Origin of the sequence: Hyunsoonleella sp. 2307UL5-6 (assembly GCF_047345485.1) — a bacterium.
Lineage (GTDB): Bacteria > Bacteroidota > Bacteroidia > Flavobacteriales > Flavobacteriaceae > Jejuia.
The window spans coordinates 67,269-88,210 of the sequence record NZ_JBLFEN010000005.1 but is presented as its reverse complement, the minus strand read 5'-3'; the positions used below and the strand labels follow the sequence as shown (position 1 = coordinate 88,210).

Below are 20,942 nucleotides of genomic sequence, written 5' to 3'. Positions count from 1 at the left end.
AAATGGCATTGCTTTTTTGTGGAGAAGATCGGATTCGAACCGACGACCTCTTGACTGCCAGTCAAGCGCTCTAGCCAACTGAGCTACATCCCCTTTTTTTTATTTAAACTACTTATTTTAATCCGCTTAACACTAAAACAGGTGTTTTAATAAAAAAGTCTTTCCTTAAAATAGTATCTTTTTCCCATTTTTTGGCAAAAAATCCACGTTTACGTCTTACTACACAAAGTATATCGGGATTATGCGATTGGAAATGCTCTAGTACGCCTTGAAATGTTGTGGCATTAACAGACCGTGTGGTATTTCTAATTAGTGCATTTAATTCTTCATTTACATTAAAATCATCTTCGTTATGATATGGTGTTTTTACCAATAACAAATCTATTGTAGTATCAAATTTAGTTTTAAAGTCTTTAAGAGGTTGCAATGCATTTTCTTTTTTAATAATGGCAGATTTAATGGCCATTAAAATATTTGTAGGCTTAGAGAATACATAACCTTCAGGTACTATTAATGCAGGCACATCCATTTTCTTTACAATTTTACCCGAAGTTTTACCTAAATACACTTCATCTTTAATAGAGTTTGTTCTGGGTTCAACCAAAACCAAACCTACATCAGCAGCCTTACAAGCTAATTCTAAAGTATCAATTAAATTACCTTTTAAAACTTTTACAATTACATCTACACTTTTGGTGTTAACTTTAGAAACTAATCCATTTAGAAACTCTAGGCTTTCACGCTCAATAATAGAATTAACATTTGTCATGGTTCCAGCCTTTGTAAATACATTGTAAACTTGTACCACAAATACTTTACCTCCAAAAGCTTCGGCAAAATCAACCGCATATTGCAAATGGCTTACTGCATTTTTAGAAGAACCAACAGGAACTAAAATATTTTTCATAACTAAATAGTTAAAGCGTAATTTTACACTAAATTATAAGGCAAAAGTAAAACAATTAAATGATACGAAAAGCAATACATGATGATGTAGATAAAATTTTATTAATTACTAAATCATGTGCGGCTTTCATGATAAGTCAAAACATCTTTCAGTGGAATGAATTTTACCCCAATGCGTTAGCTTTTAAAAGTGATATTGATAGAGGCGAGTGCTATGTACTAGAAGTTAAAAATAAAATTATTGGTTGTATTACTATATCAACAAATATGGATGAAGAATACATTCCTATTGCGTGGTTAACGCCTAATGGTAATAATATTTATATTCATCGGCTTGCGGTTCATCCAGACTATCAAAGCAAAAGTTATGCACAACAACTACTCACTTTTGCTGAAAATTATGCTAAAACAAACGCGTATACTTCTATAAGGCTAGATACATTTTCTCAAAATAAAAGAAACCAAACGTTTTATAAACGCCGGGGCTATAAAAAGTTAGGCGATATTTATTTCCCAAAACAAAGCGAACACCCGTTTCATTGTTATGAATTAGTCTTGTGAGTTCAAACATTAGCTTAAAACATATTAACAAATTAGCTATTCCGGCGCTTATTTCTGGGATATCAGAACCTATCCTGTCTATAACAGATACCGCAATTGTTGGGAATATCACTGTGAATGCAGTAGAATCTTTAGCAGCCGTTGGTATTGTTGGTACATTTCTATCCATGCTTATTTGGATTTTAGGGCAAACACGCAGTGCCATATCTGCTATAGTTTCTCAATACTTTGGAGCTAATAACATAGTAGCAGTAAAAAACCTACCAGCACAAGCCATTTTTATAATAACCTCGTTAAGTCTGCTAATCATTGTTAGCACATACCCGTTTGCAAGTCAAATTTTCAAACTATACAACGCCTCTGGTTTAATTTTAGATTACAGCATTGTATACTATAAAATTAGAGTATTTGGTTTTCCATTTACTTTATTTACAATCGCTGTTTTTGGTACATTTAGAGGCTTACAAAACACCTATTATCCTATGATAGTTGCCATTATTGGCGCCTCTGTAAACATTATTTTAGATGTTGTTTTAGTCTATGGCATTTCTGGATATATAGCACCTATGAATATTGAAGGCGCTGCCTATGCTAGTGTAATAGCACAATTACTAATGGCATTATGTTCTGGGTACTATTTATTAAAAAAAACAAACATACCATTGCTACCAACATTTCCTTTTAATAAAGAAATTAACCGCTTTATAATTATGATTTTTAATCTTTTTATAAGGACTTTAGCGCTTAATATCACACTGTATTTTGCTACCCGATTTGCTACAGGTTATGGTAAAAACTATATTGCAGCATATACAATTGCCATTAATTTATGGTTTCTAGGCGCTTTTGTAATAGATGGTTATGCAGGTGCTGGTAATATTATGTCGGGACGATTATTTGGCGCAAAACAATATAAAAATTTAGTAACACTCAATAAAAAACTTATAAAAATAGGAGGTTTAGTTGGTATAACTTTAACATGTATTGGGTTTCTTATTTATAAACCAATTGGCATTTTATTTACCAAAGAACCCGAAGTTTTAGAACAGTTTTACGATGTTTTTTGGATAGTACTCCTCATGCAACCCATTTGTGCTATTGCTTTTATTTTCGATGGTATTTTTAAAGGTTTAGGCAAAATGAGTACGCTTAGAAACGTTTTGCTCCTCGCAACATTTCTAGTATTTATACCAATACTTTACAGTTTAGATTATTTTAACTTCAAACTAAAAGGCATATTTATAGCCCTTACATTTTGGATGATAGCTAGAGCGTTACCATTATTTATTAATTTTAGAAAACGCTTTATACCACTCGCTAAAAACAATTAACTTTACAGCATCATGTTACAATCAATACATCTAATATGTGGTTTTTTTCAAAATTTAAATATTGAAGAAAAAATTAATAACGCACCAGATAAAAGCTACGAAATAGGCGTGTTTATGGGCTCAATAATTCCTCTTATAGTTCTAGTAATTATCGCCTACATGATATACTATCACAGTAAAAAACATAACAAAAACAACACACAATAATTTAAATTATGGATATACTAAACTTTTTAAGCGGCAACGGCCTTTTTTTACTTTTAGCCTTGGTATTAATAATCGTTTATTTTGTAAATAAAAAACGAAGAAGATAGTATATTTGCCATCCAATATCACACAAATGAGTAATATACGCATCACCAAACAATTCTCTTTCGAAACTGGTCACGCACTTTATGGTTATGATGGTAAATGTAAAAATGTACATGGGCATAGTTATAGTTTAGAAGTTACAGTAATTGGTAAACCCATTTCAGATGCTACTAATCCAAAATACGGCATGGTTATCGATTTTGGCGATCTAAAAAAGATTGTAAAAAGAGAGATAGAAGAAGTTTTCGATCATGCCATAGTATTCAATAAAAACACACCACATGCGCAACTTGGCGCTACTTTAAAAAAAGAAGGGCACAACGTATTACTTGTAGATTACCAACCTACTAGTGAAATGATGATTATAGATTTTGCAAAAAAGATACAAACACATCTTCCAGAAAACATAAAACTACATTCCTTAAAGCTTAGAGAAACTGCCACTAGTTTTGCAGAGTGGTTTGCAGCCGATCAAAATTAATTTTTTGGGCGCTACCCTAAAGGGTCGGGCTTTCACTACTCAATCCCTCCTACGTCGGGGATTTCAAACATGCCGTTCAATCCCTAGCGCACGTACCAGCTAGCAATAGTGCTAGATATAATAACCAGAAATTCTGTTAACTAAGTTTTCAATTAAAATACCAATACTAAATTGATATGTTTTAATCCATACAAAAAAATTAATACCAAAACATCTATCACAAGATTCCTGCAATCTTAGGAATTGTTATATTTACAACATGCAAATACCCAAAGGCAAAAAAATATACTTCGCCTCAGATAATCATTTAGGCGCCCCAACCAAAGAAGCATCCTTTCCTCGAGAAAAAAAATTTGTAGCCTGGTTAGATAGCATTAAAGAAGATGCAGCAGCTATTTTTTTATTAGGCGATTTGTTCGATTTTTGGTTTGAGTATAAAACCGTAGTACCAAGAGGCTTCACCAGAACGTTGGGTAAACTTGCCGAAATTTCAGACTCGGGTATTCCCATTCATTATTTTGTTGGTAATCACGATTTGTGGATGAATGGTTATTTTGAAGAAGAATTAAATATTCCAGTATACCATAAACCCAAAGAATTCATATTTAATAATAAAACCTTTTTTTTAGGACACGGTGATGGTTTAGGACCAGGAGATAAAGGGTATAAACGCTTAAAAAAAGTATTTACAAATCCATTTTTTAAATGGATATTTCAATGGGGGCATCCAGATATTGGTATGCGTATTGCTCAATATTTTTCAGTAAAAAATAAGTTAATTTCAGGTGATGATGATGCCGTATTTTTAGGAGAAGATAACGAGTGGCTTGCTCAGTATTGCAAACGCAAATTAGAAGATAAACACAGAGACTACTTTATATTTGGTCATAGGCATTTGCCATTAAACATAGATCTAAACAAAAACTCAAAATACATTAACCTTGGCGATTGGATACAATATTTTACCTATGCCGAATTTGATGGAGAAACGGTATCATTAAAAAAATTCGAATAATTTTAAATGCGCTCCTTATGAAGAATATTTGTATATTAATACTTTTAACTATCAGTGTTTTATCATGTAAACCTTACCAATCTAAGGTTGTAAATAACGCGCAAATGACTTATTCAGAATTTAGAGCAACACAACAAAGTTTCAATTCTAAAGATGGAAACATAAGCTATATAGATAAAGGTAAAGGGCCTGTTATTTTACTGCTGCATGGTGTACCTACTTCTGGTTGGCTATACCGAAATATGATTGATGAATTAGCTAAAACCAATCGTGTAATTGTGCCAGATATGTTAGGCTTTGGCTCTAGCGATAGTCCTGATGGTTATAATATATATTCCGAAGAAAACCATGCCAAACGCTTATTGGCACTAATGGATTTTTTAGATATTGAAGATTGGACGCACGTGATGCATGATGCTGGTGGATTATGGACTTGGGAATTGGCTGCCATAGCACCAAACCGTATTAAAAATATGGTAATGCTAAATACTATTGTTTATGAAGAAGGTTTTGATCCACCTATCCGATTTAAAAAAGGATTTTTTGCTAAAACAGCCATGTGGAGTTATAGAAACGGCATTACAACAAACATGATGTTAAAAGGATTATTTAAGTCTGGTATGACTGAAAACACATTAACTAAAATTGATGTTGAAGGCTACAAAACACCGCTTAAAGAAGGAAAAACAAAAGCTATGTATTATTTCTTTACGCAAACCTGTAACGCACTAAAAAACTACCAACCTATTATTGAAAAACTTAATATTCCTGTAACTATAATTTGGGGTAAAAATGACGATTTTTTAAAATGGAGTCCTCAAAAAGAACGAATTACTAAAGATTTAAATATAAGTGAAGACTGTATTAATATAATAGAAGCGAAGCATTTTATCCAAGAAGAGCAACCCGAAGTACTTACTCGAATTATCTTAGATTTTATTAAAACATAGGCTTTAAAATTTACGGAACTTCGTTAGCTTTAACATCTTGTGTTAAATCTAAATTTCGTAGAGCTGTATTTTTTAATCCTATAATAGATACTGTAATTAATGTAGCACAACCTCCAAATATCACTGCTAAAGGGGCACCAAAAATTTTTGCTGCAATACCGCTCTCTAAAGCACCAAGCTCGTTAGAAGAGCCCACAAACATAGAGTTTACAGCACCAACTCTACCACGCATATCGTCAGGTGTTTTTAGTTGTAAAATCGTTTGCCGTATTACCATAGAAACGCCATCAAATATCCCAGCAATAAACAATGCTACAACACTAAGCCAAAATAATTTTGAAGCTCCAAAAACAATCATAGCAATACCAAATCCAAATATGGATATCAATAATTTTTTTCCTGTATGTTTTGTTATGGGCAAATAAGTGGTAGCAAGCATGGTTAAAATACTACCCGAAGACAATGCAGCATTTAAGATACCAAATCCTCTAGGACCCGCATCTAAAATATCTTTTGCAAATACTGCAAATATGGCTACTGCGCCGCCAAAAAGTACCGCAATCATATCTAAAGTTAAGGCACCTAAAATCACCTTATCATTAAAAACAAATCGTATCCCTACTTTTAAACTTTCTTTTATAGACTCACTTATTTTGGTATTAAGTACTGGCTTCTTTTTAATAAAAAACACCAAAGCTAAAGCAACGAGCACCAATAAAAATATAATACCTAATGTATAATGTACGCCTATCCAAGCAATTAAAAACCCTCCAACTAAAGCACCAGTTACAGATGCACCTTTCCAGGTACTACTACTCCAAGTAGCTGCATTTGGGTAAATAGGTTTTGGCACTAATAAGGCTATTAACGAAAATATGGTTGGTCCAAAAAAAGCTCTTAAAATACCTCCAAAAAATACCAAACCGTAAATCCCCAGAACAATATGAGACGTAGACCATGATGTTTCAATAGCCTGAGATGTTAACCAAAACAACCCAAAACTAATTAAAGAAAATAGAGCAATAATTAGTGCAAACAGATTGCGTTTTTCTTTTCTATCTACAATATGACCCGCAAATGGCGCCATAAAAAATGCAGGAATAAATTCGCAGGCACCTATAATTCCTAAACTTAATTTATCATTAGTAAGTGAGTATACTTGCCATTCTATCACAACAAATTGCATAGACCATCCAAAAACTAAAGCAAATCGTAATAATAAAAATATATTGAATTCTTTAATACGTAATGCTGCGTATGGGTCGTTTTTTTGCATAGTTACGCTTTAATATCCCGTAATTTTAATTGTAGTGATACATTACCTTTCCATTCGTTTTCATCAATGGAATAAGCTGCTCTAAATTGTTTTTTATCAGAAATTAATTCATGTTTTTCACCCATACCAAACCCAATGCCTACAATACTATTAGAGTCTGGTTGTGCTGCAGTAAATCGTAAATGGGTTTTATCTGCACCTACGCATTTACCATAACCAGTATCTCTTAAATTTTCTGTCATAAATACAGGTGTCATGTTACTTGGACCGTAAGGTGCAAATTGCTTTAATATTCTATAAAACTTTGGTGTAAGATGTTTCAAGTCAATCTCAGCATCAATCTTAATTTCTGGAATTAACAAGTTTCTATCTATCGTTTTAGAAACCACATCTTCAAAAGCTTGTTTAAACGCCTGATAGTTTTCTTCTTTTAAGGTTAAACCTGCTGCGTACTTGTGGCCTCCAAACTGTTCAATATGTTCAGCGCAAGCGCCTAAAGCATTATATACATCAAAACCTTTAACAGATCGTGCAGAAGCTGCTAATTTTTCGCCACTTTTAGTAAATACTAAGGTAGGGCGATAGTATGTTTCTGTGAGTCTTGAAGCTACAATACCAATAACACCTTTGTGCCAATTTTCGTCATACACAACTGTTGTAAGTCGGTTTTCCTCTTTTAATGCTTCTATTTGTTCTAGGGCTGCTATTGTAATTTCTTTATCAATAGTTCGCCTTTCTAAATTATAGGTCTCAATATTTGCGGCATGAACTTTAGCAAGTTCATAATCATCCTCTGCTAATAATGCCACAGCAAAATTACCATGTTCCATTCGGCCAGCGGCGTTAATACGTGGTGCTATAATAAAAACGACATCGGTAATAGTAAGTTCGGTTTTTTCAATTTGATCTAAAATAGCTTTAATACCAGGCCTTGGTTTTGTGTTTATAACGTGTAATCCAAAGTAGGCTAGCACTCTATTTTCACCATTAATAGGCACTATATCAGCACCAATTGCAGTAGCTACCAAATCTAAGTAAGGCATTAAATCTTCAGGTGTTTCACCATCTTTTTGTGCCAATGCTTGTATCAATTTAAACCCAACACCACAACCACACAATTCTTTAAAAGGATAGTTACAATCGTCTTGTTTAGGGTCTAAAACTGCAACAGCGTTGGGTACGTCGTTTCCAGGTCTATGATGATCACAAATTATAAAATCTATACCTAAATTTTTTGCATATGCCACTTTATCAATGGCTTTAATGCCACAATCTAAAGCAATAATTAAAGTAAAATCATTTTCTAAAGCAAAGTTTATCCCTTTTTTAGATACCCCATAACCTTCATCATAACGGTTTGGTATGTAAGTATATACTAAATTATGCTTAGTTTTTAAATAGGTAGACATTAATGCTACGGCTGTAGTGCCATCAACATCGTAGTCACCATAAACTAAAATATTTTCTTTATTAGCAAATGCCTGTTCTATTCGGGCAACAGCTTTATCCATATCTTTCATTAGATATGGATCGTGTAAATGGGTTAAACTAGGTCTAAAAAAAGTTTTTGCCTCATCATAGGTTTTAATACCGCGTTGTACTAATAATGTAGCAATAGTTTCGTCTACTTGAAGTTTGTCTTCAAGATGTTTTATCGTTTTTAAATCAGGTTTTGGTTTAAGGGTCCAACGCATCTACAAATTTTTAAGTTAAAAGTACTTTAGGCACCTTTATTATGAAAATGAGTTTTGATATCTAATTCTGAAAATTGACGAAACATTTCCATAACGCCGCAATATTTTTCTATAGATAAATCTACTGCTTTTTGTAGTTTTTTTTCATTTAAATCTTCACCATAAAAGTGAAAATGCATCGCTACTTTATCATAAAATTTAGGGTGTTCGTCTGTTAAATTTGCTTCAACATCAATATTAAAATCATCTACATTTAGCTTCATTTTTTTTATTAATGATGCCACATCTAATCCAGAACATCCTGCTAAACCAGACAGCATTAAAGCTTTTGGGCGATAGCCTTCGCTTTTACCACCATTTTCTTCTCCTGCATCAATAAATAAATTGTGTCCTGAGGGGTTTGTGCTCTCAAATCGCATTTCGCCTAACCATTTTGTAGAAACTTTTACTGCCATCTTTAAATATTTTTGTTACTTGTAGTGTTCAAAAATACTATTTAATAAATAAAATATGCCTTTAGTAACACCATTATCTCCAGACCACGATTTAGAAACAAAAGCTCTTGCTGAGTTTTTTAATGAAACCTTAGGGTTTTGCCCAAATTCTATACTTACTATGCAACATCGTCCAGCTATAAGTAAGGCGTTTATTAATTTAAATAAAGCTGTTATGGCCAATGAAGGGCGTGTAACCTCTGCTTTAAAACGTATGATTGCTTGGGTGAGTAGTAATGCTACAGGTTGCCGTTATTGTCAAGCACATGCTATTCGCGCTGCGGAACGTTATGGTGCAGAACAAGAGCAACTTGATAATATTTGGGAATACAGAACGCATCCCGCTTTTTCTGAAGCAGAACGTGCTGCTTTAGATTTTTCATTACAAGCGTCTCAAGTACCTAATGGTGTAGATGAAACCATAAAAAAACGCTTGTATGAGCATTGGAACGAAGGTGAAATTGTAGAAATGTTGGGAGTTATTTCTTTGTTTGGATATTTAAATAGATGGAACGATAGTATGGGAACAAGTATTGAAGGTGGTGCAGTGGAAAGCGGTGATCAATATTTAGGTAAGCATGGTTGGGAAAAAGGTAAGCATGTATAGATTATGAATGGTTTTCTGAATAAATTATCAATAATTGTTTTTTTTATTTGTTTTTTGGCATGTAATAAAAAACAGGGAAAAGGTCTTAGCTTTGAATTGATACCTAGAAATAGCTATTTTATAGATGCTTATCAAGGTATAGAAATCTATCGTTTCAATGATGATAAAAAGTTAATGGATGGTTATTTTGTTGTTGGTAACGAAGGTGTAAAATGGGAAGAGTTTAATGTTGAAGAAGGTATTTTGAATGGCGATTATATTCTGTATCATTCTAACGGAAAAAAATTCACGTACTCCAAATATAAACAAGGAAAAAAACACGGAGAAGAAAAAACATATTACATATCTGGTGCTTTAAAAACTCTAAAAAACTATTCTAATGGAGTGTTGTTTGGAAAAAACACAAACTATTTTGAAAGTGGTCAAATTCAGTCTGAATCTAAAATTGAAAAGGAAAAAATTATAGAATCTATTTCTTATGATATTATAGGAGGGATACAATCTCAAATGTTTATAAAGGATGGAAGAAAAATTACTCAAAACGTAAAATTAGGTAAAATATATGCTGAACATATAGTTTCTACTTACGATGATTTTGATGCTATGAAGTTTTATAATGAAGATGGATCTTTAAAAGTGTTTATTAGGATGTTTGAAGAGAATGAGAGGGGATATTTAATTGAATTAAATGAGAACGAAGAAGAAATAAAACGAATTGATATTCAAGCAAATCCTGAGGAAATATTAAAATACCAACAGTATTTAGCACCTTTTTAAGTTTAAACACATGACAGAACAAAAATGTGCATATTGTAAAGAGGGGGTATCTCAAGTAGAAATAAACTGTGAAAACTGTGGATATCCATTATCAGGAACTGATAAGGAAAAATCTATTTTTATTGGGAAACAAATATCTAATAAAGCAAAAATAGGTAATGCTAAAGAGTCGCAAGCAAAAGCCCAAAAAATCCTTTATATTATTGGTGCGTTTCAATTGTTTAACGCGGTATTTATTTATGCGCAGACAAAAAGTGTTACTAATTCTGTTTTTTATGCTGTTTTAGCTATTCTATTTGGAGTATTTGCATACGTATCTCCTAAAAAACCTTTACTTTTTCTATCGCTTGCTCTATCGCTTTTGTTGATATACTACATATTTCTATATACAATTGATCCACAATTCCTATTTAAAGGTATTTTATGGAAAATTATTTTTATAGCTTTTCTAGTCTATGGTATTTGGAGTGCTAATGAAGAACGAGTGCTAAAGAAAAAGCATAAGTTTTTAGATAAGTATTAAGTTATTTTTAATTTCTAAAAAACTCGAATTAACAGGTTACTTTTCCTTTAAAGCATCACTTTCAAAACTCAAACCCTCAAAACCACTCTTCATAAAATTTCTAATATTTTGATGCCCGTCTCCAATTGGATCATTTAAAACATCATCAAAATAATACTGTCCAAAACAAGCCAAAGTTTCATCTTTTGATAAATCTTGCGCTTTAGCAAAAGCAAATAATTTACACGACCCTGAGTTTTGTCCTTCAGCATTTTTTAATGTACCGTTTTTAAATGCTGTTGGTGTAAAATTATAGTGCGCATCAATTACGCTCATAGTTTCAGAAAACTCAATGTGTTCTGGGTTTTCTTTTAATTTTTTTCTAAAAGATGTTATAGTCATTTTTATATTTTAATGTTATTTACTTTTTCCTGATACTACAATTACAATTTCGCCTTTTGGCGGTTTATTGGTATAGTGCGTCCATACCTCTTTTGCTGTACCACGAATGGTTTCCTCATATAGTTTTGTTAATTCTCGAGATACAGAAACCACTCTATCTTCCCCAAAATACTCGCAAAAATGCCCTAATGTTTTTATTAATTTATGTGGACTTTCGTAAAAAATCATAGTTCGTGTTTCTTCAGCTAAAATCAATAGTCGGGTTTGGCGGCCTTTTTTTACAGGCAAAAACCCTTCAAATACAAATTTATCGTTTGGTAAACCAGAATTTACCAATGCCGGTACAAAAGCCGTTGCACCAGGTAAACAATCTACTTCTATGTTATGTTCAATACAGGCACGAGATAATAAAAATCCAGGATCGGAAATTGCTGGTGTTCCTGCATCGCTTATCAACGCTACAGAAGAGCCTGCTTTTAGTTTTTGAATAATATTGTCAACCGTTTTATGCTCATTATGCATGTGGTGCGATTGCATATGAGTAGAAATCTCAAAATGTTTTAAAAGTTTTCCTGAAGTTCTGGTGTCTTCGGCTAAAATTAAATCTACATCTTTTAAAACATCAATAGCGCGAAATGTGATATCTTTTAAATTACCTATAGGAGTTGGTACTATAAAGAGTTTACTCATCTAAATTTTAAATTAAAATTACACCAAAGATACTGACTTATAAAGTTCTTGACCCTTTAAAGTTAAATAAGGGAATAAAGATTGATAAATGATTTCTGAATATTGATCCACCGATGCTTCAGTAATTTTACCCTGTTCTACAACTACTGAAGACATCCAAAAATCACTTAAAATCTGAAACCTTTTAAAGAGATTATTATATTCATTTGAAAATATTGGTTTACGGATTAAGTCTTTATCAATTAATAGCTTAGTCATCTTTAAAAACTCAGCTTCTCGCTGTTTAATTAGCGTAACATAGTGTGCTTTAATTTTTTTATTCTCCCGCATAATTAAAACAAAATCTAGTAAGAAAAATTGATATTTATAAAACGTAAACATAATGGCTTTAGAAATACTAAAAACACTTTCCAAATGATTTTTAGATTGCATACTATTTGCAATAACCTGATTTATATTTACAACAATTTGAAAATATAAGGCTTCAACAATATCTTCTCGTTTTTTAAAATGATAATTTAAATTACCTTGGCTAATGCCCATTTTACTAGCAATAGTCCTTAAAGTAACCTTAGCCATTCCTTGTGTGTTAAATAAATCTAAGGCGGTTACCAGAATTTTATCTTTAGTATTCCTCATAAATCAAATATATTAAATTTAGTAACATTGACCTAATTATTAAAAAATTAGTATATTTGACCTAATTTTGAATTAATATATAAAGTTTATGATTGTAAAAACAGAACAAAGTCCAGATACATTTGGTATTAAACAAGCACTTTCAAAAATAGATTTTACTGATACGTTTTCAACGACAAATCATAAAGATTCACTAGTTACTATAGCACATCTAATTTTTGGAACTATGCCTAAAAGGGTGATGTTTTTAATGCGCTTACGTAATGCTTTAGTTAAAGTTTTTGGTTTAAAAACTGATATGGACAAAAGTTTTAAATCTGATTTTAGATCTGGTGGCAACATTGGGTTTATTAAGGTATTTAGTGTTGAAGATAACGAAGTTTTAATTGGAGCAGATGATAAACATTTAAATTTTAGGGTAAGTGTTTTTAATTCTAAAGAAAGCCAGTACAACATAAAGGTAACAACCTTAGTAGAGTATAAAAATACATTCGGAAAAATTTATATGGCACTAATTAAACCATTTCATATACTAATTGTAAAGTACATGGTAAAACAGGCCTATAAACTTTAAAGTCTTTAAAAAGAGTTTAACTAAATTTAGATGCTATAACTTCCATAAAACGTTCTGAAAATTCTTCTTTTCCAAGCCAATTATTGTAATCTGGTTTTACAATAGTTTCTATAAATCGATTAGCATCTTCTAGAGATTGAATGGTGTTTAATTGAGAAATAACTCGATCATAATCTGCAGTATTTCCACCAAAGAGATGTTTGATGAACGCTATTTTATCGTTTAAACCAATAGTTAAACCACGGCTCTTAATACGATCGTTTAACGATTTTTTCTCTTGTCCGTTTTGCTTCTGTACTTTAGATACGGGTTCAAAAACAGGTAAATCTTTAAAATCTGCTGTTAAATCCTCTAATTCACTCTTATAATGTTCTTTTTTTGGAATAACAGTATCAATAATGGCATCAACGCGCTCTTGTTCAGTTTGTTCTGGCATAAATTCTACCATATCCTTAATTTTGTTCATCACCGGCTCAGAGATATCATCGTCTTCAACATCATCTAGATTAATGTAGATTTTATCTTCAACTTCAATAGTGTCACTAATTTTATTATTAAACGCTGTATCAAGCATATCAAAAAACGAAGAGTTATTGCCTATTGTGGGTATATCATCTTCAAAGTTTTCATGGGCAAATTTTAAAACCGATAGTTTTTCATAAAGCATGCGCGCTTCTTCATGCATTTTTAAAACATCTTCCTTTCCTTTAAGTTTAAGAATTCTGTGGGCAATACTTACTAAGTCAGATTCTAGCTTTTTCTTCATCTTAATACAATTTTAAAAATTTATGCGTTTTACACTTTTTCTTTTAATAAATTTACGCCACCTTTATACAAAACGAGCATTAGCTTTATTTAGTACCAGTGTTAAAATTACAAAATGTTTCTCGAAAATACAGTAAATCATAAAGAACAATTTGGATGGATTGAGGTTATCTGTGGTTCTATGTTCTCAGGAAAAACCGAAGAATTAATCCGTCGTCTTAAACGTGCACAGTTTGCAAAACAAAAGGTTGAGATTTTTAAACCAGCCATTGATGTGCGTTATGATGAGGATATGGTGGTAAGCCACGACGAAAATCAAATTCGCTCTACACCGGTTCCTGCTGCCGCAAACATACCAATTTTGGCCGACAGTTGTGATGTGGTTGGTATAGATGAAGCTCAATTTTTTGATGATGAAATAGTACGGGTATGTAACGATTTGGCCAATAAAGGCATTCGTGTAATTGTGGCTGGATTAGATATGGATTTTAAAGGAAATCCTTTTGGACCAATGCCAAACTTAATGGCTACTGCAGAGTATGTTACCAAAGTACATGCGGTTTGCACCAGAACTGGGAATTTAGCACAATACAGTTATAGAAAATCTACAAATGATAGTATAGTAATGTTGGGTGAAGTAGATGAATATGAACCATTAAGTAGGGCTGCGTATTACAAGGCTACTATGAGTGAAAAGATTAAAAAAATGAAAGTGACCGATGTTGAAGATGTGACGTCTAAACAAAAGAAATCTTAATGTTTAAAGCGCAAGAAACCCTTCTTGAAATAGATTTAAAAGCACTGAAACATAATTTTGAGCATTTAAAATCTAAATTAAAAGATAACACACAATTTTTAGCAGTAGTAAAAGCATTTGGTTATGGTAATGATGCTAATGAAATTGCCAATTATTTACAAGATTTAAATGTTGATTATTTTGCTGTGGCCTATGCTAGCGAAGGCGTTGCTTTACGGCAAGCAGGTATTACAACCCCTATTTTAGTGCTACATACATTAGCGGTGAATTTTGATGTTATTCTTGATAATTGCTTAGAACCTAACTTATATAACACAAAAATATTAAACGAGTTTATAGCATTTGCTGAAGCTAAAAACCAAACTAAATACCCTGTACATATAAAATTTAATACAGGTTTAAATCGTTTGGGTTTTTTGGAAAGTGACATAGAGGATGTTATTTATAAGTTGCTAAATACTAATTCTTTAAAAGTTAAATCATTATTTTCTCATTTGGCAGCAAGCGAAGATTTAAGTGAGCAAAATTTTACTCTTAACCAAATTGAAAACTTTAAAAACATAACAGAACGTTTCTCAAAAAAAATAGGGTATACACCAATGCTTCATATAAGTAATACTTCGGGAGTTTTAAATTATCCTGAGGCAAATTTTGATATGGTGCGTTGTGGTATTGGTATGTATGGGTTTGGTAATTCTAAAAAAGAGAGCACATATTTAAAACCTATTGCTAGTTTAAAAACAGTAATTTCTCAAATACACCATATTAAAAAGGGAGATTCTGTTGGTTATAATCGGGCATTTAAAAGTGAAGGCACAGTAACTAAAACAGCAACGTTACCACTAGGACATGCCGATGGTATTGGTAGAATTTATGGTAACGCTAAAGGTTTTGTAACTATTCATAGAAAAAAAGCACCTATAATTGGTAATGTATGTATGGATATGATTATGGTAGATATTACAAATATTGATTGTAAAGAAGGTGATACCGTTATAGTTTTTGATGGAAATACTACTTCTGCTGAAACCTTAGCTGAAAGTGCTGGTACAATTTCTTATGAATTGATTACAGGTATATCACAACGCGTAAAACGAGTTATTATAAAATAACATAATCTATTAATAAATAAAAACTCAGTTAAAAATCTTAACAAATGTTAAAGTTTGCATTTTTTTTTTAAATTAGCCATTCACTAACTAATAATTTAAAAATTATGTTGAAAGAATTTAAAGAGTTTATCACAGGTGGTAATGTTATCGAATTTGCCGTTGCTGTAATTATGGCCGGAGCAATTGGATTAGTTGTAAAAGGTTTTGTAGATAACATTGTAATGCCAGTTGTTGGTCACTTTACAGGTGGGTCAGACTTCTCATCATTAAAAATTGTTTTAGATGATGCAGTTGTTGATGCAGCAGGTGTTGTTACAACTCCAGAAAATGCTATTATGTGGGGATCTTGGGTTAATACAATAGTAAACTTACTTATTGTTGGACTTGTAATGTTCTTAATTGTTAAGGCTTACAATAAAACTAAAGCTCCAGCTGAAGAGCCTGCACCAGCAGGACCAACACAAGAAGAGTTACTTATAGAAATAAGAGACGCACTTAAAAAATAACAACTTGTTAAATATATAACAACCTGTTATTTGTTGTTAAAAAGCCCTCGTTTTAATAAAATGAGGGCTTTTTTTATATTTAGAATTGTAATTAATAGTTAGTTTTGTTTCTTCAAAAATAATTAAAGTTAAAAAAAATGAAAGTAGCTGTTGTTGGCGCCACTGGAATGGTAGGCGAAGTGATGTTAAGAGTTCTTGCCGAACGTAATTTTCCTATAACAGAATTAATTCCTGTTGCTTCAGAGCGATCTATAGGTAAAATTTTACCATATAAGGGTAAAGATTATACCGTGGTTGGTTTAGAAACTGCTGTTGCTATGAAACCAGATATTGCTTTATTTTCTGCAGGAGGCGGCACATCTTTAGAATGGGCACCAAAATTTGCTGAAGCTGGTACTACTGTGGTAGATAACTCTTCGGCTTGGAGAATGGATCCTACTAAAAAATTGGTAGTTCCTGAGATTAATGCTAATGAGTTAACCAAAGAAGATAAAATTATTGCCAACCCAAACTGTTCTACAATTCAGTTAGTCATGGCTTTGAATCCGCTTCACAAAAAATATAAAATGAAGCGTGTAGTGGTATCTACGTACCAATCTGTTTCGGGTACTGGTGTGAAAGCTGTACGTCAATTAGAAAATGAAATTGCTGGTGTTGAGGGCGAAATGGCGTATCCTTATCCTATTGGAAGAAATGCATTACCACACTGTGATGTGTTTGAGGATAACGGGTATACCAAAGAAGAAATGAAGTTAGCAAGAGAGCCACAAAAAATAATGAATGATAAAACATTTTCTGTATCTGCCACAGCTGTTAGAATACCAACCGCTGGTGGACATTCTGAATCTGTAAATGTTGAGTTTGAAAATGATTTTGATTTAAAAGAAGTTAGAACGCTCTTAGCCGATACACCTGGTGTTGTTGTGCAAGATGATACTGCAAACAATAGCTACCCAATGCCAATTTTTGCGCATGAAAAAGATGAGGTTTTTGTAGGACGTATTCGTCGTGACGAAACACAACCTAACACCTTAAATATGTGGATTGTTGCTGATAATTTACGTAAAGGTGCTGCCACTAATACCGTACAAATTGCAGAATATTTAATAGAGAATAATTTAGTGTAATAATTATCTTCTACAGTATTTAAGGCTTCTAATTTTTAGAGGCCTTTTTGCTTTTATATATTATTTAAGTTTAGCTGTTTTAATAAAGATTCTAAATGCTATGAATTACGAACTGTTTTTTGGCAGGTAAACCCGCGTTAGGGATTGAACGGCATGTTTGAAATCCCCGACGAAGTAGGGATTGAGTAGTGAAAGCCCGACCCCTTGTGGTTAACCTGCCTGCAATGCCGCAGGTAGGCAGGCGCCAAAAAAAACATTAACACTACCTAAACAGTTTAAAATTCATAAATCAGCTATTTTTGAAAAAATTATAGCATCATGATGGAAAAACTAATATTAACTACACTCGTTATAACATTATTAATAGGCTGTAAAGAAACCAAAAACAATATTGTTGTGAATTACCCAAAAACTAAAACTGTTGATACCGTTAATACTTATTTTGGTGTTGAAGTTAAAGACCCTTACCGTTGGCTAGAAGATGATAGAAGCAAAGACACTGAGGCTTGGGTGAAAACACAAAACAAAACAACGTTTGGGTACTTAGATAATATTCCGTTTAGAGAAGATATAAAGGAGCGTTTGTCTAAACTATGGAACTACGAAAAAGTGGGCGCACCTTTTATTGAAGGGGATTACACGTATTTTTATAAAAATGACGGTTTGCAAAATCAATATGTGATTTATCGTTATAAAACTGGGGAATCTCCCGAAACAGCATCTGTCTTTTTAGACCCAAATATGTTTTCAGAAGATGGTACAGTATCTTTAGGTAATGTAAGTTTTTCTAAAAATGGTAAAATTTTAGCCTATTCTATATCAGAAGGAGGAAGCGATTGGAGGAAAATTTTAATCATGAATGCTGAGAACAAAAAAATTGTTGAGGATACCCTTGTAGATGTAAAGTTTAGCGGTATCTCTTGGTATAAAAATGAAGGCTTTTATTATTCTAGTTACGATAAGCCAGAGGGTAGTGAATTGTCGGCTAAAACCGATCAGCATAAAGTGTATTACCATAAACTAGGAAAGCCTCAACAACAAGACAAACTAATTTTTGGAGGTACTCAAAAAGAAAAACACCGTTATATTTATGGAACAATAACAGAAGACAATCGTTATTTGTTAATTTCTCCAAGAATTTCAACTTCGGGTAATAAATTATTTATTAAGGATTTAACAAAACCAAATAGCGAACTTACAACTATTTTAGACCATACAGATAGTGATACGTATGTTATTGATAACGTTGGTAGTAAACTGTTTTTAGTAACGAACTTAAACGCACCAAATAAAAAAATTGTTTCGGTTGATGCATCAAACCCAACACCTGATAATTGGGTAGATGTTATTCCAGAAACAGAGCATGTGTTGTCCCCTTCTAAAAGTGGTGACTATTTTGTAGCAGAATATATGGTGGATGCTATTTCTAAAGTATTGCAATATGATTATACAGGACAATTAATAAGAGAAATAGAATTACCTGGTGTTGGTAATGCTAATGGTTTTGGCGCTAAAAAGGAAGAACAAATAGATTATTATTCGTTTACCAATTATAACACACCACCTAGCATTTATAAGTTGGATTTAAAAACTGGTACATCAAAGTTGTATTGGAAACCTTCCATTGCTTTTAATTCTGAAGATTACGAGAGTAATCAAGTGTTTTTCACCTCTAAAGATGGCACTAAAGTACCAATGATAATTACCCACAAAAAAGGGGTGGAATTAAACGGTAAAAACCCAACTATTCTTTATGGTTATGGTGGATTTAATGTGAGTTTAAATCCGTCGTTTAGTATCACAAATGCGGTTTGGATGGAGCAAGGCGGTATATTGGCAGTTCCTAATTTAAGAGGTGGCGGCGAGTACGGTAAAAAATGGCACATTGCTGGTACTAAAATGAAAAAACAAAACGTGTTTGATGATTTTATTGCTGCTGGAGAATATCTAATTAATAACAACTATACCTCGTCTGATTATTTGGCGTTAAGAGGCGGCTCTAATGGTGGTTTATTAGTTGGCGCGGTTATGACGCAACGCCCCGATTTGGCTAAAGTAGCGCTACCCGCTGTTGGTGTTTTAGATATGTTGCGTTACCATACCTTTACTGCCGGTGCAGGTTGGGCTTACGACTATGGCACTGCGGAAGACAATAAAGACATGTTTGCGTATCTTAAAGGGTACTCGCCAGTGCATAATGTAAAAGAAGGTGTGCAATACCCAGCTACTTTAGTAACAACTGGCGATCACGATGATCGTGTGGTGCCAGCGCACAGTTTTAAATTTGCTGCAGAATTACAAAGCAAGCAAACTGGGGATAACCCCACATTAATTAGAATTGAAACTGATGCTGGACATGGTGCAGGTACACCAGTAAGTAAAACCATAGAGCAATATGCCGATATTTTTGGATTTACGCTTTATAATATGGGGTACAGTACTTTACCAACCAAAATAAATGAGACATTGAAAGATTAACGTAAATATGTTATAAATGTAAAACACGCTTCAGTAGTCGAAGCGTGTTTTTTTATAGTATTTTTGCAACGGCTATGTTAAACGTAAATAATCTTTCTTTTAAATACGATAAAACTCCTGTTTTAAACGGTATTTCCTTTGAAGCCAAACAAGGTGAAAATATTGCTATAATTGGAGAAAGTGGTTCTGGAAAAAGTACGCTTTTAAAGTTGCTTTATGGTGAATATGATTTAGATGAAGGCACTATCTTTTGGAAAGATCAAGAAATTTTAGGCCCCAAATATAACTTAGTTATCGGTTATGATTTTATGAAATACGTGGCTCAAGAATTCGATTTGATGCCTTATATTTCTGTGGAAGAAAATATAGCAAAACATTTATCTCGGTTTTTTCCCGAAGAAACACAACAGCGTGTTACTGAGCTTATTGAAGTTGTAGAATTAGAAGATTTCGCAAAAACCAAAGTTAAAACTTTAAGTGGCGGACAAAAACAACGTGTAGCCTTGGCAAGAGCTTTAGCCAAACAACCTCAAATATTACTATTAGACGAACCTTTTAGCCATATTGATAATTTTAGAACTCAGAGTTTGCGCCGCAAAGTATTTGGGTATTTAAAAGCGCATGACATTACGTGTATTGTAGCAACACATTCTAAAGAGGATGTCCTCGGTTTTGCTGACCGTATGATTGTATTAGATAAGCACAAAATCATGATAAATAAATCTCCAAAAGTGGTGTTTGAAACTCCAGAATCTCCTTTAATTGCTGCTTTTTTTGGAGAATTTAATACCATTAATAATAAGATTGTTTATGCGCATCAACTTAAAATTGTATCTAAATCAACATTAAAAGCCGTGGTAAAACAGTCTTATTACAAAGGGCGATTTTATTTAGTTGAAGCTATTTTGAATAAGGAATCTGTATTTTTTGAGCACAATACCTTATTAAAAAATGGTGACACAGTTTACCTTCAAATAAAAAACTGA

The 20,942-nt window shown here is 32.7% G+C and carries 23 protein-coding genes and 1 tRNA gene; 15 read left to right on the top strand and 9 right to left on the bottom strand.

All coding sequences use genetic code 11. The features are described from left to right. Nucleotides 1-19: 19 nt before the first annotated feature. Together ACKGJY_RS10470 and ACKGJY_RS10465 are read right to left on the bottom strand one after the other, a co-directional pair. Nucleotides 20-93: transfer RNA gene (locus tag ACKGJY_RS10470), tRNA-Ala, on the bottom strand. 19 nt (nt 94-112) lie between these two features. Further along, nucleotides 113-907 carry a universal stress protein gene (locus tag ACKGJY_RS10465; RefSeq protein ID WP_413973838.1) on the bottom strand — a complete coding sequence of 265 codons (795 nt, stop codon included), beginning with the start codon at nt 905-907 and terminating at the stop codon, nt 113-115. Between the two features lie 59 nt (nt 908-966). Here ACKGJY_RS10465 and ACKGJY_RS10460 point away from each other — a divergent pair, with 59 nt between their 5' ends. The 5 genes from ACKGJY_RS10460 (at nt 967) to ACKGJY_RS10440 (ending at nt 5,556) form a co-directional block, all read left to right on the top strand. Next, nucleotides 967-1,467, top strand: coding sequence for a GNAT family N-acetyltransferase (locus ACKGJY_RS10460; RefSeq protein ID WP_413973837.1), 501 nt, complete (start codon nt 967-969; stop codon nt 1,465-1,467). Next, on the top strand, nt 1,464-2,798 hold the full coding sequence (locus ACKGJY_RS10455) for an MATE family efflux transporter (RefSeq protein ID WP_413973836.1): 1,335 nt from the start codon (nt 1,464-1,466) through the stop codon (nt 2,796-2,798). Before ACKGJY_RS10460 ends, ACKGJY_RS10455 begins: the two co-directional genes overlap by 4 nt. Nucleotides 2,799-3,138: 340 nt before the next feature. Beyond that, entirely contained in the window at nt 3,139-3,591 is a 453-nt protein-coding gene (locus ACKGJY_RS10450; protein WP_413973835.1) for a 6-pyruvoyl trahydropterin synthase family protein, read from the top strand. Nucleotides 3,592-3,850: 259 nt separating this feature from the next. Beyond that, nucleotides 3,851-4,606, top strand: a complete 756-nt coding sequence (locus ACKGJY_RS10445; protein ID WP_413973834.1) for a UDP-2,3-diacylglucosamine diphosphatase — start codon at nt 3,851-3,853, stop codon at nt 4,604-4,606. 17 nt (nt 4,607-4,623) lie between these two features. Beyond that, the gene (locus tag ACKGJY_RS10440; RefSeq protein ID WP_413973833.1) at nt 4,624-5,556 is read left to right on the top strand and encodes an alpha/beta fold hydrolase; all 933 of its coding nucleotides are present in this window, start codon (nt 4,624-4,626) and stop codon (nt 5,554-5,556) included. 10 nt (nt 5,557-5,566) lie between these two features. Here ACKGJY_RS10440 and ACKGJY_RS10435 read toward each other — a convergent pair whose 3' ends face one another. From ACKGJY_RS10435 to ACKGJY_RS10425, 3 genes are read right to left on the bottom strand one after another with little or no spacing between them, the layout of a single operon-like run. Next, on the bottom strand, nt 5,567-6,832 hold the full coding sequence (locus tag ACKGJY_RS10435; protein WP_413973832.1) for an MFS transporter: 1,266 nt from the start codon (nt 6,830-6,832) through the stop codon (nt 5,567-5,569). Between the two features lie 2 nt (nt 6,833-6,834). Next, complete coding sequence (recJ, locus tag ACKGJY_RS10430) at nt 6,835-8,526, bottom strand: single-stranded-DNA-specific exonuclease RecJ (protein WP_413973831.1); 1,692 nt, start codon at nt 8,524-8,526, stop codon at nt 6,835-6,837. A 26-nt stretch (nt 8,527-8,552) separates the two neighbouring features. After that, nucleotides 8,553-8,981 (bottom strand): OsmC family protein, encoded by a 429-nt coding sequence (locus ACKGJY_RS10425; RefSeq protein ID WP_413973830.1) that lies wholly within the window; start codon nt 8,979-8,981, stop codon nt 8,553-8,555. 55 nt (nt 8,982-9,036) lie between these two features. On the opposite strand from ACKGJY_RS10425, the gene ACKGJY_RS10420 reads away from it, so the two are divergent. From ACKGJY_RS10420 to ACKGJY_RS10410, 3 genes are read left to right on the top strand one after another with little or no spacing between them, the layout of a single operon-like run. Further along, nucleotides 9,037-9,627 carry a carboxymuconolactone decarboxylase family protein gene (locus ACKGJY_RS10420; RefSeq protein ID WP_413973829.1) on the top strand — a complete coding sequence of 197 codons (591 nt, stop codon included), beginning with the start codon at nt 9,037-9,039 and terminating at the stop codon, nt 9,625-9,627. Between the two features lie 54 nt (nt 9,628-9,681). Further along, the gene (locus ACKGJY_RS10415; RefSeq protein WP_413973828.1) at nt 9,682-10,404 is read left to right on the top strand and encodes a toxin-antitoxin system YwqK family antitoxin; all 723 of its coding nucleotides are present in this window, start codon (nt 9,682-9,684) and stop codon (nt 10,402-10,404) included. 10 nt (nt 10,405-10,414) lie between these two features. Beyond that, nucleotides 10,415-10,927: a hypothetical protein gene (locus ACKGJY_RS10410; protein ID WP_413973827.1), complete on the top strand. Its 513-nt coding sequence runs from the start codon at nt 10,415-10,417 to the stop codon at nt 10,925-10,927. Between the two features lie 36 nt (nt 10,928-10,963). On the opposite strand, the gene ACKGJY_RS10405 is transcribed toward ACKGJY_RS10410, so the two are convergent. Genes ACKGJY_RS10405 through ACKGJY_RS10395 form a run of 3 tightly spaced genes read right to left on the bottom strand, consistent with a single transcriptional unit; the run spans nt 10,964 to nt 12,637 of the window. Further along, nucleotides 10,964-11,308, bottom strand: coding sequence for a HopJ type III effector protein (locus ACKGJY_RS10405; RefSeq protein WP_413973826.1), 345 nt, complete (start codon nt 11,306-11,308; stop codon nt 10,964-10,966). A gap of 15 nt (nt 11,309-11,323) precedes the next feature. Further along, nucleotides 11,324-11,998, bottom strand: a complete 675-nt coding sequence (rsmI, locus tag ACKGJY_RS10400; protein WP_413973825.1) for a 16S rRNA (cytidine(1402)-2'-O)-methyltransferase — start codon at nt 11,996-11,998, stop codon at nt 11,324-11,326. A gap of 18 nt (nt 11,999-12,016) precedes the next feature. Next, nucleotides 12,017-12,637 carry a TetR/AcrR family transcriptional regulator gene (locus tag ACKGJY_RS10395; protein WP_413973824.1) on the bottom strand — a complete coding sequence of 207 codons (621 nt, stop codon included), beginning with the start codon at nt 12,635-12,637 and terminating at the stop codon, nt 12,017-12,019. Nucleotides 12,638-12,725: 88 nt separating this feature from the next. Here ACKGJY_RS10395 and ACKGJY_RS10390 point away from each other — a divergent pair, with 88 nt between their 5' ends. After that, nucleotides 12,726-13,211, top strand: coding sequence for a DUF2867 domain-containing protein (locus ACKGJY_RS10390; protein WP_413973823.1), 486 nt, complete (start codon nt 12,726-12,728; stop codon nt 13,209-13,211). Nucleotides 13,212-13,227: 16 nt separating this feature from the next. Here the strand turns inward: ACKGJY_RS10390 and ACKGJY_RS10385 are convergent, their stop codons facing one another. Further along, nucleotides 13,228-13,977 carry a hypothetical protein gene (locus ACKGJY_RS10385; protein WP_413973822.1) on the bottom strand — a complete coding sequence of 250 codons (750 nt, stop codon included), beginning with the start codon at nt 13,975-13,977 and terminating at the stop codon, nt 13,228-13,230. Nucleotides 13,978-14,091: 114 nt separating this feature from the next. On the opposite strand from ACKGJY_RS10385, the gene ACKGJY_RS10380 reads away from it, so the two are divergent. The 6 genes from ACKGJY_RS10380 (at nt 14,092) to ACKGJY_RS10355 (ending at nt 20,942) form a co-directional block, all read left to right on the top strand. Beyond that, nucleotides 14,092-14,733, top strand: a complete 642-nt coding sequence (locus ACKGJY_RS10380; protein WP_413973821.1) for a thymidine kinase — start codon at nt 14,092-14,094, stop codon at nt 14,731-14,733. Further along, nucleotides 14,733-15,845 carry an alanine racemase gene (gene alr, locus ACKGJY_RS10375; RefSeq protein WP_413973820.1) on the top strand — a complete coding sequence of 371 codons (1,113 nt, stop codon included), beginning with the start codon at nt 14,733-14,735 and terminating at the stop codon, nt 15,843-15,845. Before ACKGJY_RS10380 ends, alr begins: the two co-directional genes overlap by 1 nt. A 104-nt stretch (nt 15,846-15,949) precedes the next feature. Beyond that, nucleotides 15,950-16,351, top strand: coding sequence for a large conductance mechanosensitive channel protein MscL (mscL, locus tag ACKGJY_RS10370; RefSeq protein ID WP_413973819.1), 402 nt, complete (start codon nt 15,950-15,952; stop codon nt 16,349-16,351). A gap of 137 nt (nt 16,352-16,488) precedes the next feature. Next, the gene (locus tag ACKGJY_RS10365) at nt 16,489-17,478 is read left to right on the top strand and encodes an aspartate-semialdehyde dehydrogenase (protein ID WP_413973818.1); all 990 of its coding nucleotides are present in this window, start codon (nt 16,489-16,491) and stop codon (nt 17,476-17,478) included. Between the two features lie 321 nt (nt 17,479-17,799). Next, a complete protein-coding gene (locus ACKGJY_RS10360) occupies nt 17,800-19,956 on the top strand; it encodes a prolyl oligopeptidase family serine peptidase (RefSeq protein WP_413974057.1) in 2,157 nt (718 codons plus the stop codon). A 74-nt stretch (nt 19,957-20,030) separates the two neighbouring features. After that, nucleotides 20,031-20,942 carry an ABC transporter ATP-binding protein gene (locus ACKGJY_RS10355; protein ID WP_413973817.1) on the top strand — a complete coding sequence of 304 codons (912 nt, stop codon included), beginning with the start codon at nt 20,031-20,033 and terminating at the stop codon, nt 20,940-20,942.

Coding starts and splice junctions, on each gene's coding strand:
- ACKGJY_RS10465 (WP_413973838.1), bottom strand. CDS start 907: ATGAAAAATATTTTAGTTCCTGTTGGTTCTTCTAAAAATGCAGTAAGC.
- ACKGJY_RS10460 (WP_413973837.1), top strand. CDS start 967: ATGATACGAAAAGCAATACATGATGATGTAGATAAAATTTTATTAATT.
- ACKGJY_RS10450 (WP_413973835.1), top strand. CDS start 3,139: ATGAGTAATATACGCATCACCAAACAATTCTCTTTCGAAACTGGTCAC.
- ACKGJY_RS10445 (WP_413973834.1), top strand. CDS start 3,851: ATGCAAATACCCAAAGGCAAAAAAATATACTTCGCCTCAGATAATCAT.
- ACKGJY_RS10440 (WP_413973833.1), top strand. CDS start 4,624: ATGAAGAATATTTGTATATTAATACTTTTAACTATCAGTGTTTTATCA.
- ACKGJY_RS10435 (WP_413973832.1), bottom strand. CDS start 6,832: ATGCAAAAAAACGACCCATACGCAGCATTACGTATTAAAGAATTCAAT.
- recJ (WP_413973831.1), bottom strand. CDS start 8,526: ATGCGTTGGACCCTTAAACCAAAACCTGATTTAAAAACGATAAAACAT.
- ACKGJY_RS10425 (WP_413973830.1), bottom strand. CDS start 8,981: ATGGCAGTAAAAGTTTCTACAAAATGGTTAGGCGAAATGCGATTTGAG.
- ACKGJY_RS10420 (WP_413973829.1), top strand. CDS start 9,037: ATGCCTTTAGTAACACCATTATCTCCAGACCACGATTTAGAAACAAAA.
- ACKGJY_RS10410 (WP_413973827.1), top strand. CDS start 10,415: ATGACAGAACAAAAATGTGCATATTGTAAAGAGGGGGTATCTCAAGTA.
- ACKGJY_RS10405 (WP_413973826.1), bottom strand. CDS start 11,308: ATGACTATAACATCTTTTAGAAAAAAATTAAAAGAAAACCCAGAACAC.
- rsmI (WP_413973825.1), bottom strand. CDS start 11,998: ATGAGTAAACTCTTTATAGTACCAACTCCTATAGGTAATTTAAAAGAT.
- ACKGJY_RS10395 (WP_413973824.1), bottom strand. CDS start 12,637: ATGAGGAATACTAAAGATAAAATTCTGGTAACCGCCTTAGATTTATTT.
- ACKGJY_RS10390 (WP_413973823.1), top strand. CDS start 12,726: ATGATTGTAAAAACAGAACAAAGTCCAGATACATTTGGTATTAAACAA.
- ACKGJY_RS10385 (WP_413973822.1), bottom strand. CDS start 13,977: ATGAAGAAAAAGCTAGAATCTGACTTAGTAAGTATTGCCCACAGAATT.
- ACKGJY_RS10380 (WP_413973821.1), top strand. CDS start 14,092: ATGTTTCTCGAAAATACAGTAAATCATAAAGAACAATTTGGATGGATT.
- alr (WP_413973820.1), top strand. CDS start 14,733: ATGTTTAAAGCGCAAGAAACCCTTCTTGAAATAGATTTAAAAGCACTG.
- mscL (WP_413973819.1), top strand. CDS start 15,950: ATGTTGAAAGAATTTAAAGAGTTTATCACAGGTGGTAATGTTATCGAA.
- ACKGJY_RS10365 (WP_413973818.1), top strand. CDS start 16,489: ATGAAAGTAGCTGTTGTTGGCGCCACTGGAATGGTAGGCGAAGTGATG.
- ACKGJY_RS10360 (WP_413974057.1), top strand. CDS start 17,800: ATGGAAAAACTAATATTAACTACACTCGTTATAACATTATTAATAGGC.
- ACKGJY_RS10355 (WP_413973817.1), top strand. CDS start 20,031: ATGTTAAACGTAAATAATCTTTCTTTTAAATACGATAAAACTCCTGTT.